The sequence below is a fragment of the Nonomuraea sp. NPDC054003 genome, from assembly GCF_055585125.1.
On record NZ_JBVJKR010000013.1, the window covers coordinates 183,575 to 199,927 of the forward strand.

16 protein-coding genes are annotated in these 16,353 nt (G+C 72.3%); 9 read left to right on the forward strand and 7 right to left on the reverse strand.

What is annotated here, in order from left to right:
- Nucleotides 1-82 precede the first annotated feature (82 nt).
- Entirely contained in the window at nt 83-517 is a 435-nt protein-coding gene (locus ACZ6YG_RS31570) for a hypothetical protein (protein WP_466020017.1), read from the reverse strand.
- A gap of 134 nt (nt 518-651) precedes the next feature.
- On the opposite strand from ACZ6YG_RS31570, the gene ACZ6YG_RS31575 reads away from it, so the two are divergent.
- A complete protein-coding gene (locus tag ACZ6YG_RS31575; RefSeq protein WP_466020018.1) occupies nt 652-1,455 on the forward strand; it encodes a helix-turn-helix domain-containing protein in 804 nt (267 codons plus the stop codon).
- On the opposite strand, the gene ACZ6YG_RS31580 is transcribed toward ACZ6YG_RS31575, so the two are convergent.
- A complete protein-coding gene (locus ACZ6YG_RS31580; protein ID WP_466020019.1) occupies nt 1,430-1,978 on the reverse strand; it encodes a helix-turn-helix domain-containing protein in 549 nt (182 codons plus the stop codon). The genes ACZ6YG_RS31575 and ACZ6YG_RS31580 overlap by 26 nt on opposite strands.
- A gap of 105 nt (nt 1,979-2,083) precedes the next feature.
- Here ACZ6YG_RS31580 and ACZ6YG_RS31585 point away from each other — a divergent pair, with 105 nt between their 5' ends.
- Nucleotides 2,084-3,385 carry a hypothetical protein gene (locus ACZ6YG_RS31585; protein WP_219546147.1) on the forward strand — a complete coding sequence of 434 codons (1,302 nt, stop codon included), beginning with the start codon at nt 2,084-2,086 and terminating at the stop codon, nt 3,383-3,385.
- Here the strand turns inward: ACZ6YG_RS31585 and ACZ6YG_RS31590 are convergent.
- From ACZ6YG_RS31590 to ACZ6YG_RS31600, 3 genes are all read right to left on the reverse strand, one after another.
- A complete protein-coding gene (locus ACZ6YG_RS31590) occupies nt 3,372-3,929 on the reverse strand; it encodes a hypothetical protein (protein ID WP_148036661.1) in 558 nt (185 codons plus the stop codon). The two genes, ACZ6YG_RS31585 and ACZ6YG_RS31590, sit on opposite strands and share 14 nt — an antisense overlap.
- A gap of 973 nt (nt 3,930-4,902) precedes the next feature.
- Nucleotides 4,903-5,538 carry a hypothetical protein gene (locus tag ACZ6YG_RS31595; RefSeq protein WP_148036662.1) on the reverse strand — a complete coding sequence of 212 codons (636 nt, stop codon included), beginning with the start codon at nt 5,536-5,538 and terminating at the stop codon, nt 4,903-4,905.
- Nucleotides 5,535-6,194: a hypothetical protein gene (locus tag ACZ6YG_RS31600; RefSeq protein ID WP_466020020.1), complete on the reverse strand. Its 660-nt coding sequence runs from the start codon at nt 6,192-6,194 to the stop codon at nt 5,535-5,537. Before ACZ6YG_RS31600 ends, ACZ6YG_RS31595 begins: the two co-directional genes overlap by 4 nt.
- 160 nt (nt 6,195-6,354) lie before the next feature.
- On the opposite strand from ACZ6YG_RS31600, the gene ACZ6YG_RS31605 reads away from it, so the two are divergent.
- From ACZ6YG_RS31605 to ACZ6YG_RS31620, 4 genes are all read left to right on the forward strand, one after another.
- Nucleotides 6,355-8,295, forward strand: a complete 1,941-nt coding sequence (locus tag ACZ6YG_RS31605; protein ID WP_466020021.1) for a hypothetical protein — start codon at nt 6,355-6,357, stop codon at nt 8,293-8,295.
- A 93-nt stretch (nt 8,296-8,388) separates the two neighbouring features.
- Nucleotides 8,389-11,343: an ATP-binding protein gene (locus ACZ6YG_RS31610; protein WP_271278946.1), complete on the forward strand. Its 2,955-nt coding sequence runs from the start codon at nt 8,389-8,391 to the stop codon at nt 11,341-11,343.
- A gap of 49 nt (nt 11,344-11,392) precedes the next feature.
- Nucleotides 11,393-12,622, forward strand: coding sequence for a MurT ligase domain-containing protein (locus ACZ6YG_RS31615; protein WP_148036666.1), 1,230 nt, complete (start codon nt 11,393-11,395; stop codon nt 12,620-12,622).
- Nucleotides 12,612-13,325, forward strand: a complete 714-nt coding sequence (locus tag ACZ6YG_RS31620; protein ID WP_148036667.1) for a type 1 glutamine amidotransferase — start codon at nt 12,612-12,614, stop codon at nt 13,323-13,325. Before ACZ6YG_RS31615 ends, ACZ6YG_RS31620 begins: the two co-directional genes overlap by 11 nt.
- Nucleotide 13,326: 1 nt before the next feature.
- Here ACZ6YG_RS31620 and ACZ6YG_RS31625 read toward each other — a convergent pair whose 3' ends face one another.
- A complete protein-coding gene (locus ACZ6YG_RS31625) occupies nt 13,327-13,689 on the reverse strand; it encodes a DsrE family protein (RefSeq protein ID WP_466020022.1) in 363 nt (120 codons plus the stop codon).
- A 53-nt stretch (nt 13,690-13,742) separates the two neighbouring features.
- Between ACZ6YG_RS31625 and ACZ6YG_RS31630 the strand changes: the two genes are divergently transcribed.
- The 3 genes from ACZ6YG_RS31630 (at nt 13,743) to ygfZ (ending at nt 15,881) form a co-directional block, all read left to right on the forward strand.
- A complete protein-coding gene (locus tag ACZ6YG_RS31630; protein ID WP_148036669.1) occupies nt 13,743-14,231 on the forward strand; it encodes a heme-binding beta-barrel domain-containing protein in 489 nt (162 codons plus the stop codon).
- Between the two features lie 287 nt (nt 14,232-14,518).
- On the forward strand, nt 14,519-14,932 hold the full coding sequence (locus ACZ6YG_RS31635; protein WP_148036670.1) for a Fur family transcriptional regulator: 414 nt from the start codon (nt 14,519-14,521) through the stop codon (nt 14,930-14,932).
- Between the two features lie 10 nt (nt 14,933-14,942).
- Nucleotides 14,943-15,881, forward strand: a complete 939-nt coding sequence (gene ygfZ / locus ACZ6YG_RS31640; protein WP_364233020.1) for a CAF17-like 4Fe-4S cluster assembly/insertion protein YgfZ — start codon at nt 14,943-14,945, stop codon at nt 15,879-15,881.
- Between the two features lie 9 nt (nt 15,882-15,890).
- Here the strand turns inward: ygfZ and dtd are convergent, their stop codons facing one another.
- Nucleotides 15,891-16,316, reverse strand: coding sequence for a D-aminoacyl-tRNA deacylase (dtd, locus tag ACZ6YG_RS31645; RefSeq protein WP_466020023.1), 426 nt, complete (start codon nt 16,314-16,316; stop codon nt 15,891-15,893).
- Between the last annotated feature and the right edge of the window lie 37 nt (nt 16,317-16,353).

Genomic DNA, 16,353 nt, shown 5'->3' on the forward strand with positions numbered 1-16,353 from the left:
GTCGATCGTCAAAGGGCCCGCGTCCTTCCCGGACGCGGGCCCTTCGCGTGCGGCCGGGCCGGACTCCCGCGCGGCCACCCGTTCACTCCGTCCGGGCGCGCCGGAGCCCGAGGAACTCCAGCCCCGCGTACACCGCGACCACCGCGGCCCCGGTCAGCATGAAAGCCACGCCCAGGCCGCTGAGCGGAATCGCCCCGGTCAGCACCAGGGCCACGAGAGCCACGCACGACAGCGCGTTGCCCGCGACGACCAGCGCCACGTACCGCACGGGGATCCGGGGGTAGCCGGCGATCAGGCCGAGCGCGGCGGCGCCGCCGAGCATGGCCACGCCGAACGGCACCGACCAGGCGGGCGGCAGCCCGAACCAGCCGGAGAACGGCCGCCACGCGGCGAGCAGGACCACGCCGAAGAGGGCGGTGCTCCAGCCGTCGATCCGCAGGATCACGCGGAGCCGTTCCGCCGCCGGGCCGCCGACCGTGGTACGCCGGGCGACCTCCGCCCCTGTCGCCGTGCTCATCCGGTCACTCCTCCCCCTCGGGTCCGCCCCCGGAAGGGCCTGTCCGGAACGACCATGTCACCGCCCGGATCACGGTCTCAATAACCTCCGAGGTCATGGCGGCGCCCACCTGGTGACGGCCTAGGCTCCTCCACATGGACACACGACAGCCGTCACCGGCGGGGACGCTCCTGCGCGAGTGGCGTAGCCGTCGCAGGCTCAGCCAGCTCGACCTCTCGCTCCTGGCCGACACCTCCGCCCGGCACCTGTCGTACCTGGAGACCGGCCGCGCGAAGCCGAGCCGGGCGATGCCGCTGCGCCTGTCGGCCGCGCTGGACATACCGCTCAGGGAACGCAACACCCTGCTGCTCGCCGCCGGCTACGCCCCCGCGTACCGGGAGAGCAGCCTCGACGACGGCTACATGGCGTCGGTCCGGTCGGCGCTGGAGACCATGCTGACCGCGCACGAGCCGTACCCGGCGGTCGTGGTGGACCGGCTGTGGAACGTGGTGCAGGGCAACCGCGCCATGGCCGTCCTCATGGAGGGCGTCCCGGCACACCTGCTGGAGCCGTGCCCGAACGTCTTCCGGCTGGCGTTGCACCCCGAAGGGCTCGCTTCGCGGCTGTCCAACCTGGGCGAGGTGCGCGAGCTGTTCCTGGACCGGCTGCTGCGCCAGGTCAACGCCACCGGCGACGCCGACCTGCGGGCCCTGTACGAGGAGGTGTCCCGCTATCCCGGGCCCGGCGGCGACGAGCCCGGCGGCTCACACCACCGGCCGAGCCCGATCCAGGTGCCGCTGCGCTTCCGCACGCCGTTCGGCGAGCTGGCGATGTTCAGCACCATGGCCACGTTCGGCGCCCCCGCCGACGTGACGCTGTCGGAGCTGGCGATCGAGCTGTTCTACCCGCTGGACGACTTCACCGCCGCGGCTCTCAGAGCTTGGCCGGATAGCGCATGAGCAGGGTGGCGTGGACGACGTCGGCGCCCGTCGCGTGGTAGACGTGCGGGACGTCCGAGCGCCACGAGATGTGCTCGCCCGGCCCCGCGGTCAGCGGGGCGTCCAGGGGCCCGGCCGCCAGGGTGCCGCTGAAGACCGTGACATGTTCCGTCGCCCCCTCCAGGTGGGCAGGTGAGTTCTGGGTGATCCCCGGAGGGACGCGCAGCCGGTAGAGCTCGTAGGTGACGTGATCGTCCTCGAAGAGCTCCATCAGCGCCGCCTCCACGGCGGTGCCGCGGACGTTCCGGGGCTCGGGCGGGGAGTCGAGTATCGCCCCGATGGGCACGCCGAGCTGGGCGGTGATGGCCCAGAGCGTCTCCAGAGTGGGGTTGCGGGTGCCGGTCTCGACGCCGGAGAGCGTGGCCTTGCCGATGCTCGCCCGCCTGGCGAGCTCCGACAGCGAGACCCCGCGCGCCTGGCGCAGCTGCCGCACCCGCTGCCCGATCACGCGCGGATCGGTGTCCGGCGCGGGCCGCGAGTCCATGGAGCCATGATGCATCTCCGGGCCCGCGACCGCGCCTGGCTTCACGGTGACCGGTTGCCCGGATGCGGCTGCGGCAGGTTGTGGCATCCCGCTACGATTCCACCGATGTCCGGAACGTCTGGTGTGATGGCGCCGCCACGGCCCGGCCCAGCACCGGGCCGGCGGATGCCGTCGCCGTTCTCACTGCCCATGCACACCCTGCGGCTCGCGGGGAAGTGCGCGCTGCCCCTCATCCTCTGGTTCTCCGCCGGCGAACTGGTCCGCTACGTGCTGCTGTACGCGGGCACGGAGGTCGCCTACGGGGACTTCCGCCAGCTCCGCCTGGTCGCCGTGATGACGATCCTCACGCTGGTCGTGCTGGCCGCGATGACCGTCACCACCGGCATGCTCCACAGCATGCGCGGCGCGCTCTGGGAGGTACGGGCGCGGGCCGCCGACGGGGTCGAGGACGAACGGTTCTTCCGTACGCTCGACCGGATGGCCCCCGCGTTCGCGGTCCTCTACCTCGCCTGGGGCTTCCACACCGAGGACGCGCGCGACTTCCAGCAGATGGACCTGCTGCACCACTTCTACGACATGACCGAGGCCCAGTGGTTTGGCGAGGAGACCCACGTCGGCATGAGCCTGGCCGACCTCGACTGGCGGGTGTCACTCGGCGCGATGGCGGTCACGTTCCTGCTGAAGACGCTCTTCGCCAAGCTGGTGGAGAAGGGCAAGGGCCGGTTCTATGGGTTCGCCGCCGCCTTCTCCGAGTTCGGCTTCGTCTTCTACGGGCTGAACGCGACGGTCGCCTTCGCCGACGCCCGCGCCGAGTGGACGGACAGCCGCGCGGCCGTCGCCGGCACCAGGCAGGCGCTGGCCGACGCCAAGGAGACGGTCCCGGCCTGGGAGGCCTTCACCGAGGCGTTCGGCGCCTTCTGGCCGCTGTTCCTGGACGCGGTGGCGGTCCCGCTGGCCTGGCTCACCGTGGCCATGCTCGTCTTCGGCGCCTTCTCCGACGAGGCGCGCACCCTGGTCAGGGGCACCCGCCTGGAGAAGGGCGTGGACCGGCTGGAAAGCAGCCACGAGATCACCCAGAAGTCGTTCCAGCACGTCACCAGCGGCTTCACCGACCGCTGGCTGCCGCTGGCCAACTCCCTGCGGATGATCGTCAGGGGTGGCGCCCCGCTGTTCGGCATGATGTGCCTGTGCTACGTGGCCTTGACCGTGGGGTCCCGCTACGGCGACCGCGCGGTCCGCACCCTCATCGGCTCCGAGGCCGACTGGGCCTGGATGTACCTGGGCGCGCCGGTCGGCTTCGTCCGCGACCTGCTGGTGACCACGCTGACCATGGCGCTCCTGGCGGCCACCTTCGACATCGCCGCCACCCGCGCCCGGCTCCGCGGCGAGCCGCTCAACGCCTCCTGAACGTCAGCTCGACCAGGTTGTCGATCCTGACCGCCTCCGAGTCCTTCTTGAACAGGTCGTCGATGGGAGTGTCCGAGCGGTACGAGCTCGGCCTGAAGGAGAGCTCCACCTCGTCCTTCACCTCGGTGGGCACCACGGCGACGCCCTGGATCCGATACTCCTGGCCCACCACCAGCCGGTCGGTCGGCCGGTCGCCCGGGATCAGCTCCACCACCCAGGTGCGGCCCGCCCGGTCGGTCAGCTCGAGATCCGTGGGCTCGGCCACCATGGTCGCGCTGTCCTCGTCGAGGACCTTCTTCCTGATGTCGATCGCGAGCCAGGTGACCTCCGGGCCGTGCTTGTTGTCCTTCGGCGGGTCGGTGGGGGCGACGGCGGCCTTGAACTCCGTCTTGTAGACCTCGTACGAGCCACCGGCCGGGACCGTCACCTGCTTCGGGTACAGCCCTCTGGTGGTGACGGACTCGTAGAACTGGTAGCCGTCGAACGCGGTGGCGGCGGTGGCGAGCAGGGACGCCACGACAGCGCCCACGGCGACGAACACCATCCGCTTCCTCCGCGACCGCGCGCCCCCCTTTCCGGAGGCAGCCCCTCCGGCCCCGGAGACGCTCTCACCGGCCCCGCCGGTTTTCGCGGCGATCGCGCCCATCCCCAGGGCGGCCGTGTCGGAGGGTCCGCCGATCCCTGAGGCGGTTTCCGCGCCGAGTCCCCCCATCCCCAGGGCCGCGTCGGGGCCGGGCGCGGGGTGGAGTCCGCCGGTTTCCGCGGCGGGCCGGCGCTCCGGTGGGCTCGCTTCGGGTGCGGCCGGTCCGGGGGCGGGTTTCCCGGGGGGCGGGAAGGGCCGGGGCAGGGGTTTGTCGGCTCGTACCGCCGGGATGGGCTGGGTGGCGCCCATGGGGTTGCGGCGCGGGACGGGGGGCCAGACCTGCTGGTCGGGGGGCATGGGGCGGCTCCGGCCAGGGAGCGTGCCGGGGGTCGTGGGCGGCCCTCCCTGGGCGCCTTGCCCGCGCGGGCCTTGAGGCCAGCCCGGAGGGGGCGCGGGACTCTGAGGGGGCGCCTGCCCAGCCTGAGGTTGTCCCGGCCGCGCCTGGCGTCGTGGCCGCGCAGGTCGGCCCGTGGGGGAGCGTTGTCCGGCCGAGGGCTGCTGGTCAGGGCGGGCCGGATGGCCGGCGGGGGGCTGCCGGTCAGGATGGGCCGGATGGCCGGTGGCGGGGTGCTGCTCGGCGGCCTGCCGATCCGGGTACGGCCGGCCGGCACCGTCCGGATATGTGGGCCGGCCCGAGCCGTCCGGGTACGTGGGCCCGCCCGCGCCGGGCTGTCCCGGATCTCCGTGATGCGGGGGTTGACCAGGAGGTGCCGCGTGCCGGGGGCGGGAGGGCCGTTCCGGATCGTACGGCGGGTCGTCCTGTTCCGGCGGGACCTGGTCGTACGGGCCGGGGGAGGGCGGGGTGTCGGGTTCCTGCGGGCGCCGGTGGTCCTTCCTGGGAGCGAACCAGTCGCGTTCGTTGCTCATCGGCAGATCACTTCTCGGCGGTGGAGTAGACGTCCTGGGCGGAGCCGACGAGCTTGCGCGCCGCCGCCTCGTCCAGCGCGAGGTCGATCTCGGCCTCCGGCTGGTACGGCTCGACCAGCGCCGTCGGCGGCAGCCCGACGACCAGCCGGGCGCCGGCGAGCACGGAGGCGGGCACCTCGAAGAAGTACGACCCCCCGGCCCAGATGTCGGGCTGCACCCACTTGGCGCTGGCGGTGGCCGAACTGTCGATCCGGTCGGTGGCGGAGAACTTCTTGCCGTCGGTGGTCAGCAGCACGGCCGGCCCGAGCTTGTACGGCTTGAGCTTGGACTTGGCGGAGACGTCGACGACGAGGAACAGGCGGTCCGTCTTGAGCGTGTCGGAGAGGTGCCGGATGCTCTTGGCCGCGGTGACCGAGTTGAGCCGGACGACGAACCGGGTGGCGTCGACGTTCTCGCCCTTGCCGCCGAGGTAGGTCAGCGGGGCGGAGTACTCGTTGTGGCTGAGGTCCAGCGACTGCAGGCCGATCGCCGCGCCCAGGAGCACGAGCCCGACGGCGGCGTTGAGCAGCCGCGACCCGCCCCGCCGCCCGGAGCGCCGGCCGGGGGCCTCGGGAGCCTCTGGGCGCCGGGCGGTGGCGGTCACGCCGAGCCTCCGGTCTTGACGGGGAGCGTCACCTTGGCCTGGACGGTCGGCACCCACTTCTCGCCCGCCTGCTCGGTGACCATCTGCCACCGGACGGTCTCGTCCTGGAAGCCGGGCTCGTACGCGAAAGTCGCCACGTCGAGCGTCATCTGCTCGGGCGGCCGCTCGCCCGCGTCGAGCCGGTAGCGTACGACGACCTTGGTCGTCGTGCCCGGATGGAGCTGGTTCGTCTGGTCTTCCTCGGCCAGCGCGAAGGTGAACGGCCCCTTGCCCTCCTTGATCGTCGGCGTGATCCTGACCAGGGAGTTGGCGAAGGAGGAGCCGAACCCGGCCTGATCGGGCTTGGCGGGCGGCATGCCGACGCTCATGGTCTCGTCGCCCAGGTTGGTGACGTCGAAGACCATCTCCACGAACCGCTTGTCTTCTTCGAAGGTCAGCTCGCCCTTCTCCACCGTCACCCGCGCCTCGACGAACCTGGTGGAGTAGAGCCCCTGGTCGAGGACCGCGCCCTGGCTGAGGGTCTTGGGCGGCACCTCGACCTCCTCCAGCCCGCCGAGCAGCGCGACGATGCCGACGACGGTCACGGTCAGCAGGGCGATGACGGGCACCACGACCGGGCGTCTGTGTTCGCTGCTGCCGGCGGGCGCTTCCGTCATGGCTAGTGATGGTAATAGGTCAACCTTGTCCCACTCACCCCATTGCGCCCATCAAGCTGGCGGAATTGCCGAGAACCCTGCCGCAGCAGGGGTTGTAGCTCATACGCTGTCACGGAGCGGAGGGAAAACAGAACGACATAGCGCAGCCGGAGGGGGTCACGTGGCGGACGTGCATCCCGATCACGCGCAGCTCCAGGCCGACCGCATCTACCTGGGCTGGCAGTACATCCTGCCGCATCCCGACCCGGGCCCGCCGCCGAAACGGCCGTCTCCGGCGGAGGAGCCGCCCGTCACCGAGCGGGACGACGAGGAGCGGGCCGCGCTGCTGCGCCGCGAGCGGCTCCAGGAAGACATGCTGAACCGGCCGGTGCGGCTGGTGCGCGCGTTCATGCTCGTGCTGGCCGCGCTGATCGTCGTGCTGGCCCTGGTCGGCTACCTCGCCTGGCAGTTCGCGCTGATCGGCGTGCTCGCGGCCGGCGGGGTGGCGGCCATCTGCGCCTACGCGCTCGTCCAGGGCGACCGGGCGGTCCGCTACCGCGTGTCGGAGCAGCAGGCGAGGAACGACCGCCAGCGCCAGGAACGTGACAGGGAGCTGTTCAGGGCGCAGGAGGAGCACGCCCAGCTCTACCGCGAGTGGCAGGAGGAGAAGGAACGCTTCGACCGCCAGCTCACCTGGTACTCGGTCGCGGTGCCCGACGAGATCGACCGGGTCGACGTGGCCGGCGGCACGCTGCCGGGCTGGTCGGCGCTGATCACGCTGCTCGGCGCGACCCGCCTCTACAGCGGCGGCCACCTGACGGTGCTCGACCTGTCGGAGGGCGCGATCGCCAAGGACCTGATCGAGCTGGCCCGCAAGGGCGGCGACGACCCGCTCGTGTGGGTGCTGCCGGTGGACCTGCCCCGGCTCGACCTGGGGGCGACGCTCAAGCCCGAGGCGTTCGCCGACGTGCTCGCGCACGTGGTCAGCGTGAGCGAGGAGCACCGCACCACCCGCGACCTCAGCTTCGACAACGCGATCCTGGAACGGGTGCTCGAGGTGCTCGGCGAGAACGCCACGATCAGCCAGGTGACGGCCGCCCTGCGGGCGCTGGCGCAGGTCGGCGACCCGCGCGAGGACCTGCGGTTCGGCCTCATCACCGCCACCCAGCTGGAGCGCATCGGCACGCTGTTCGGGCGCGGGGTGAGCGACCGGGTGGTGATCGAGCGGGCCTGGGCGCTGGAGTCGCAGCTGCGCAAGCTGGAGACGCTCGGCACGCAGGCGGTCCGGCTGCCGCCCGCCCGGCTGCGCGTGGTCAGCATGGACCGGCAGGCCGGGGTGTTCGGCAACCGCGTGCTCGGCACGTACGTGGCGACCGCGCTCACCCACATCCTGCGCCAGTCGCCCGCCTCCGACCGGCCGTGGTACCACACGATCATCGTGGCGGGCGCCGACAAGCTCCGCGGCGACGTGCTCGACCGGCTCATGGACGCCTGCGAGACGTCCCGTACCGGACTGGTGCTGACCTACCGCTCGCTCACGCCGACCGTGCGCGAGCGGCTCGGCCGCGGCCACGCGGCGGTCGCGTTCATGCGGCTGGGCAACGCCGAGGACGCCAGGGTGGCGAGCGAGCACGTCGGCACCGAGCACCGGCTGGAGCTGGCCCAGCTCACCGAGACGATCAGCGAGTCGCTGCCGGGCCTGGACGGCGGCTACACCTCCACCATCGAGCAGCTCGACGACGCCGGCGGGCGGCCCGACGAGAGCGCCGCCGACCTGGCCGAGGACATCACCGAGTCGACCGAGTGGGGCCGCACCGCCGACAAGATCTCGGAGAAGGAGCGGGTGCTGCAGCGCTCGCGCGAGTTCCTCGTCGAGCCGCACCAGCTCCAGCAGCTCCCCACCACGTCGGTGATCGTCACCGACGCGACCGCGCACGGCCGGCGGGTCCGCCTGGCCGACGCCAACCCGGCGATCCTGACCTTCCCCAAGACGACGCTCGCCGAGCTGGAGGAGGTGCGCGAGACCACGATCCAGGAGCCCTCCGAGAACGGCCACCGCGAGCCGCCGCCGAACCTCGGCCCGCCACCGGCACGCCTCGACTGGCGCAAGGACAGGCAATGACAGGCAAGGAAATGGTCAAAGTCCACGTGATGCGCTGGCGTTCGGCGGGAGTTTACTGACAACCGTCTGTGGGGGGATGAAATGCAGCCGAGTGTGTCGCTGAGCGGACCCTGGTACCGGATCCAGTCGATCGCCGCTCCCTCGCGCAGCTCGTCGGCCGAGTGGGATTTCGTCACCGTGCTGCCCGCCGCGCTGTCGGCGGCGGCGCGCGACAGGCCGTTCGTCATCGGCTGGCTCTCGCGCGGGTCGGGCGCGCCGCTGGAGCTGATCACGAACGCGGGCCCGCTGTCGCCGCCCCGGCAGCCGCGCCGGTCGCCGGACTCGCCCGACCGCCCGGCCGGGCCGCAGCCGCTGCTCTTCCCCGGCGGCGCGCGCGGCGTCGAGCTCGACGACGGCTACCTGGCCGACCTGGCGGACCTGGTCTGGACCCCGTGCCCCGGCCGTCAGGCGCCGCCGCTCGGGGGCCGCAGAGAGCCGGACGCCGACGAGCTGAAAAGACCGACGCTGTTCGAGGCGACGCTGGTCACCCTGATGTCGCGGCCCTTCGCGTGGCTGGTCGTGGCCGAGCCGACCGACCTGCTCGACGCCGAGGTGGCTCATCTGCGCACCCAGCTCAACGTGCTCAGGCAGTACGGCGACGCCTCCGAGCGGTCCAGGTTCGACGCCGAGCGGGCCGAGCGGCGCATGCAGGAGCTCGACGCCTTCCGCGAGGCCGGGCTCTGGAACGTCCGGGTGCTGGCCGGCGCCGCCAACCCTGACGAACTGCGGCAGATCGCGCCCGTCCTGGTCGGGTCGGTGGAGATGAGCCATCACCCGTACCGGCTGCGCAGCGCGCACGGCGCGGTGCACGCGCTGCCGGAGGCGCTGGCGCTGACCATGCAGGACCCCGCCGACGGCGCGGCGGCCCCGTTCGCGGCCACGGCGGGGGCGCTGGCGGCGCTGGCCGGGCTGCCCAGGCGCGAGGTGCCGGGCGTGCGGGTGCTCGACTCCGGGTTCTTCGACGTGACGTCCGAGGCCGGGGAGGGCGAGCTGGAGCTGGGCGAGATCCTCGACGGCCAGGACCGGCCGGTCGGCTCGTTCCGGGTGCCGCTGGCCACGCTCAACCGGCACGCGTTCGTCACCGGCGCCACCGGCTCGGGCAAGTCGCAGACCGTCAGGCACCTGCTGGAGCAGCTCAGCAACGCGGGCATCCCGTGGCTGGCCATCGAGGCGGCCAAGTCCGAGTACGCGGCCATCGCCGGGCGGGTCGAACCGGCGCAGGTCACCGTGATCAACCCGTCGGCGCCGGACGGCGTGCCGTTCAGCGTGAACCCGCTGGAGCCGGAGCCCGGCTACCCGGTGCAGGCGCATATCGACATGATCAGGGCGCTGTTCATGGCGGCTTTCGACGCCGAGGAGCCGTTCCCGCAGATCATGTCGCTGGCGTTGCAGCGCGTGTACGAGGCCACCGGCTGGGACGTCGTCACCGGCGGCGCCGTGCCCGGGTCGAAGGTGCCGCCGAGCGTGCCGACGCTGGAGCAGCTCCAGCGGCACGCGATGGACGTCATCCAGGAGATCGGCTACGGCCGCGAGGTGCAGGCCGACGTGGAGGGGTTCATCTCGCTGCGGCTGCGCTCGCTGCGCGTCGGCTCGGCCGGCCGGTTCTTCGAGGGCGGCCACCCGGCCGACATCGGCGGGCTGCTGCGCCGCAACGTGGTGCTGGCGATCGAGGACGTGGCCAACGACGAGGACAAGGCGTTCCTCATGGGCACGCTGATCATCCGGGTCGTCGAACACCTGCGGATGCGCGCCCGCCAGGAGAAGAGCGCCGGCCTGCGGCACGTCATCGTCATCGAGGAGGCGCACCGGCTGCTGCGCGACCGCGGCACCGGCCGGGCCGCCACGCACGCGGTGGAGCTGCTGGCCGGCATGCTCGCCGAGATCAGGGCGTACGGCGAGGGCATCGTGGTGGCCGAGCAGATCCCCACCAAGCTGGTCTCCGACGTGGTCAAGAACACCGCGCTCAAGGTCGTGCACCGGCTGCCCGCCGAGGACGACCGGCAGCTCGTCGGCGCGGCCATGAACCTCAGCGAGGAGCAGTCCCGCCAGGTCGTCTCGCTGCCGCCCGGCGACGCGGCCGTGTTCGCCGACGGGATGGACCGGCCGCTGCGGGTGCGCGTGCCGCTCGGCGAGTCGCGCGAGAAGGCGCTGGCCGGCCCGCCGCCGCCGATCAGGGGCCGCCGCTCGGCCGCCTGCGGCGCGCCGTGCCGCACCGGCCAGGCCTGCACGCTGGTGGAGCTCCGCGAGGCCGACGTGCTCGCCGACGCGCCCGAGTGGGCCTGGCTGCGCATCTGGTGCGACACGGTCGTGCTCGCCTTCGTCAGCAACCGGCCGCTGCCCGGCGTGCCGCGGGCGCTCGCGGCCGCCTGGGCCGAGCTGCCGGCCCGTCGCGCCGAGTGCCTGCTCGCCACGCTGGTCGAGCGCTCGGTGCGGCGCCGCGCCTGGGCGCTGCGGAGCTGGTTCGACCCGGCGCTGCTCACCGAGAAGGCGGCCGCCGCCGCCACCCGCCTGCTGGGCGGCCAGGGGGGCGGCGAGCGCCCCGGCGCCTCGTGGGTGCTCCCGCAGGTGCGCTGGCTGCACGAGGTCGACAGGCTCTTCCCGTACGGGAGGCCCGCGCCGGACCTGCGCACCCCCGCCCCGCCGATGGAGTACGCGATCTTCCGGCAGAACGGCGACGGCCCGCACCCGGAGCCCCATGGGGAGCTGCTCGGCCACCGGGCCAAGGCGCTGCGCCACCACCCGCTGTCGATGGAGATGGACCACAACAGGGAGCTGGCCTGGCGGGTCATCCTGGGCGACGACGAGCACGAGGGCGTCAGGCGTGACGTCGACGCGGTGGCCATCGGCGTCGAGCCGCAGGCCAGGCTCCGGCACGTCGGCCAGATCATGGGGGCCGGGTGGCTGGAAGGGGTGCTGGCGTGGCCGCACAGGTTCGTGCTGCCGTTCGGGCACGACAGCGCGCCCGAGATCTCGTTCCCGGAGCCTCACCTGGCGGAACAGGTCCGGTGATCGCGAGTAAGCGGTTGGGCATGTCCGATCCGGACTAGGATTTGTCAGCATGACCCAGCTTTCACTGCGGGCTCAGCTCGCGAGCGCCCTGGGCCGCAGTGCCGCCACGCTGTCCAGGATGACCGGGCGCGGCGACGGCTCGGTGATCGGCGGGCGGGTCGGCCTGATGCTCGAGCCCGACCTGCTCCGCAAGCTTGCCCGCGACCGCAAGCTGGCCCTGGTCAGCGCGACCAACGGCAAGACGACCACGACGCGGCTGATCACGTCCGCACTGCTGGAGCTGGGGGAGGTGGCCACCAACGCGTTCGGCGCCAACATGCCCGCGGGCCACGTCTCCGCCCTCTCCACGCACAAGAACGCGCCCTACGGCGTGCTGGAGGTCGACGAGAAATACCTGCCCGAGGTGCTCGACACCACCGGCGCGGGCGTCGTCTGCCTGATGAACCTCAGCCGCGACCAGATGGACCGCGCCGCCGAGATCTGGCTGCTGGCGCAGAAGTGGCGCAACGCCCTGTCGGGCAAGCCCACCCACGTCATCGCCAACTGCGACGACCCGCTGGTCACCTGGGGCGCCTCCACGGCCGCCAAGGTCACCTGGGTGGCCGGCGGGCAGCGCTGGAAGGAAGACTCCTGGAGCTGCCCCGAGTGCGGCGGCCCGCTGGAGCGCAAGGACGCCGACTGGGCCTGCCGCGAGTGCACCTTCCACCGGCCCGAGCCGCAGTGGGTGCTCGACGACGATGCGGTGATCGACCCGCGCGGCCAGCGCTGGCTGATCGACATCCAGCTCCCCGGCCTGGCCAACCGGTCCAACGCGGCGATGGCGCTGGCCGTCGCCGACGCGTTCGGGCTGTCGGTGGAGCGGGCGATGCCCCGGCTGCGCGAGGTGACCTCGGTCGCCGGCCGCTACACGACGGTCGAGCGCGACGGCCGCCAGGCGCGGCTGCTGCTGTCCAAGAACCCCGCGGGCTGGCTGGAGGCGTTCGACGTCTCCGACCCCAACCTGCCGATCATCCTGTCGGTCAACGCGCAGGGCCCCGACGGCCGCGACACCTCCTGGCTGTGGGACGTCGACTATCGCATCCTGCGCGGGCGGCCCGTGTTCGTGACCGGTGAGCGCCGCCTCGACCTGGCGCTCCGGCTCGAAGTGGCCGACGTGCCGTTCGCGCTCTGCGCGTCGTTCTCGGAGGCGCTGGCCATGCAGCCGCCCGGCCGGGTCGACGTGATCGCCAACTACACCGCCTTCCAGCAGATCCGATCGGAGTTCGGCCGTGCCGTCTGACAGCGCCCTGCGCATCGTCTGGATCTACCCCGACCTGCTGAGCACCTACGGCGACCAGGGCAACGTGCTCGTCCTGGAGCATCGCGCCCAGCGTCGCGGGATCGAGACGGAGACGGTCCACGTCCGCTCCTCCGACCCGGTGCCGGAGACCGGCGACGTCTACCTCATCGGCGGCGGCGAGGACCGGCCGCAGATCCTCGCGGCCGAGCGGCTGCGCCGCGACGGCGGCCTGCAGCGCGCGGTCACCCGCGGCGCCTCCCTGCTCGCCGTCTGCGCCGGCTACCAGATCATGGGCAGCACGTTCGGCGGCGAGGAGGGTCAGCCGGTCGACGGCATCGGCCTGCTCGACCTCGCCAGCGCCCGGGGTCCCGCGAGGGCCGTGGGCGAGCTGGTGGCCGAGGTCGACGCCGCGCTCGGGCTGCCGACGCTGACCGGGTTCGAGAACCACATGGGCGTCACCCGTCTCGGCCCCGGCGTAAAGCCGCTGTCTAGGACCGTGAAGGGCGTCGGCAACGGCGACGGCTTCGAGGGCTGCTACGCCGGCCACGTGGTCGGCACCTACCTGCACGGCCCCGCCCTGGCCCGCAACCCGGCGCTGGCCGACCTGCTGCTGTCGTGGCGGGTGGGCGAGCTGGCCCCGCTCGACGACACCCGCTACGAGCAGCTCCGCCAGGAACGGCTCAGCGCCGTGCTGGCCCAGTAGGTCAGTAGACGAGCGCCTGGACGCCCTCGTCCGTCACCTCCTCGACGAACGTGGGCGCTCCGGCGATGCGCACGCCCTCGATCACGTCCTCGACCGTGATCTCGCGCCGCGCCGCACACTGCGTGCAGAGCGTCACCCGCCCGCTGGCCAGCACCGCGCCGAGCAACTCGGCGAGCGGGACCGCGTGGGGCAGCTCGAACTTCTCGGCCCGGCCGGGGAGCGCGAACCACGCGGACTCGCCGGTCAGCCAGACGGAGACGGGAACCCCGCTCGCGAGCGCCGCGGCCGCGACCGTGAACGCCTGGTTGCAGCGCTCGGGGTCGTCGGCGCCCGCCGTCACCTTGATCACCAGTGATCGTGCCATGCCCGCCACCCTAGAACGTCACCCGCCCGCCCCGCGCCACTAGGGTTCTGCATATGGAGGAACCACAGGTGCATCCTGACCTGGAACCGATCGCTTTCCTGCTCGGACGGTGGGAAGGCGCCGGCGTCGGGGGCTACCCGACGATCGAGAGCTTCAACTTCGGTCAGGAGATCGAGTTCGGCCACAACGGCAAGCCCTTCCTGACGTACGTGAGCCGCACCTGGCTGCTCGACCAGGACGGCAACCGGGTCAGGCCGCTGGCCACGGAGTCGGGCTACTGGCGGGCGCTGCCGGAACGGCAGCTGGAGGTGGTGCTGTCACACCCGACCGGCATCGTGGAGATCTACGTCGGCGAGGTCGTCTTCCACAAGATCGACCTGCGGACGGATGTGGTGGCGCGCACGGTCACGGCCAAGGAGTACACCGCGGGCCGCCGCCTCTACGGGCTGGTCAACGGCAACCTGATGTGGGCCTACGACATGGCCGCGGTGGGGCATCCGCTCACGTCGCACATGTCGGCGGAGCTGAAGAAGGTCGGCTGAGAAACGAAGAAGGGCCCCGGGCGACGTTCCGCTCTCGGGGAGAGCGGGCCGGATGGACCAAAGGCGATGACAGGTGTCACGCCCTCCGGCTGCCAGGGGCCCCGGTGGTTGCCTCGTACTCGCGAACGACTGCGAGACAACAGCCCGCGTCGTCAGCGGACAACCACCTCGCTGGTCCTCTTATGGCTAACCATTATGTGGACCACCTCCTTTCCGCGTATTCACGAAGCTATGCGGTCTCCGGCTGACAGGGCAAGCGATTAACGTCCGGCCGTAGACTCGGGGGCATGACGGAGACGCAGTGGCATGAGGAGCTTCGCGCCAAGGGTTACCGGGTCACTCCGCAGCGCCAGCTCGTCCTGGAGGCGGTCAAGGAGCTGGAGCACGCCACGCCCGAGGAGATCTGCGGCAAGGTCCGCGAGACCGCCCGCGGGGTCAACATCTCCACCGTCTACCGCACTCTGGAGCTGCTCGAAGAGCTCGGCATGGTGACCCACACCCACCTGGGTCACGGCGCCCCGACCTACCACCTGGCGGCCGAGGCCGACCACGTCCACCTGGTGTGCCGGGGCTGCGGCCAGGTCATCGAGGTCCGGCCCGAGCTGGCCGAAGGGCTGGTGCGCGGGCTCGACGACGAGCTGGGGTTCGCGGCCGACGTCCACCACCTGACCGTCTTCGGGCGCTGCCGCGAGTGCCGATAGCCTGGGAGGTATGCGTAGCCCACTGCTGGATCTGCCGGGAGCCGTCGCAGCCGACGCCCCCGACGCCGACGTCGCGGCACACTACGGCGACCTGTTCGCCGAGCAGCGCGCGCTGGTCAAAGGCGAGGCGGTCGTCGACCGGAGCAACCGCGAGGTGGTGCGCGTCTCCGGGGCCGACCGGCTGACCTGGCTCAACGACCTCACCTCGCAGAAACTCGACACTCTCCAGCCGGGCGAGTGGACGCAGACGCTCGTGCTCGACCCCCAGGGCCGCGTCGAACACCACCTGACCCTGGTCGACGACGGTGCGGCCGTGCTGGCCCACGTCGAGCCCGGCACCGCCGACGCCCTGATCGGCTACCTCGACCGGATGCGGTTCATGCTCAGGGTCGAGGTGACGCGGGCCGACGACCTCGCGGTGCTGTCCACCGCCGCCGGCGACTCCTACGTGCCGCGCGCCGAGCTGGGCGACCACCTGGGCAAGCCGCTCGCGGGCCTGTGGGCGTACGAGGCGCTGCGGATCGAGGCGCACCGGCCGCGGCTGGGGTTCGACACCGACCACAAGACGATCCCCCACGAAGTGGGCTGGATCGGTCCGGCGGTCCACCTCACCAAGGGCTGCTACCGCGGCCAGGAGACGGTCGCCCGCGTCCACAACCTGGGCCACCCGCCGCGGCGGCTGGTCTTCCTGCACCTCGACGGCAGCGTCGACACGCTGCCCGCGCACGGCGCGCCGGTGATCTTCGAGAGCCAGGAGGTCGGCACCGTCGGCTCGGCGGCCCGCCACCACGAGCTCGGGCCCATCGCGCTGGCGGTGATCAAGCGGACGGTCCCGGTCGACGCCCAGCTCCTGGCCGGCGGCGTGGCGGCCGCCCAGGAGGTCGTGGTGCCGCCCGACGCGGGCCGCAACGTGAGCATCGACCCGGGGCTGCGCCGGCGCATCAGATAGCGCGGCCCGCTAGACGTCCACGATCAGCGTGATCGGGCCGTCGTTGACGAGCGACACCTTCATGTCGGCGCCGAAGCTGCCCGTCTCCACGTGCGCGCCCAGCCCGCGCAGCTCCTCGACCACCGCGTCGACCAGCGGCTCGGCGACGGGTCCCGGCGCGGCGGCCTGCCAGGTGGGGCGCCTGCCCTTGCGGGCGTCGCCGTAGAGGGTGAACTGGCTGATCACCAGGAGCGGCGCGGCCACGTCGGAGCACGACTTCTCGCCGTGCAGGACGCGCAGGCCCCACAGCTTGGCGGCCAGCCTGGCCGCCTGGGCCCGCGTGTCGGTGTGGGTCACGCCCACCAGGACGAGGAGGCCGGGCTCGTCGATCGCGCCGACCGTCTGCCCGTCGACGGCCACCGAGGCGGAGCTCACCCGCTGAACGACTGCTCGCATGGGATCCCATTCTGGCCCAGCCGTGAGACCTCCGTAG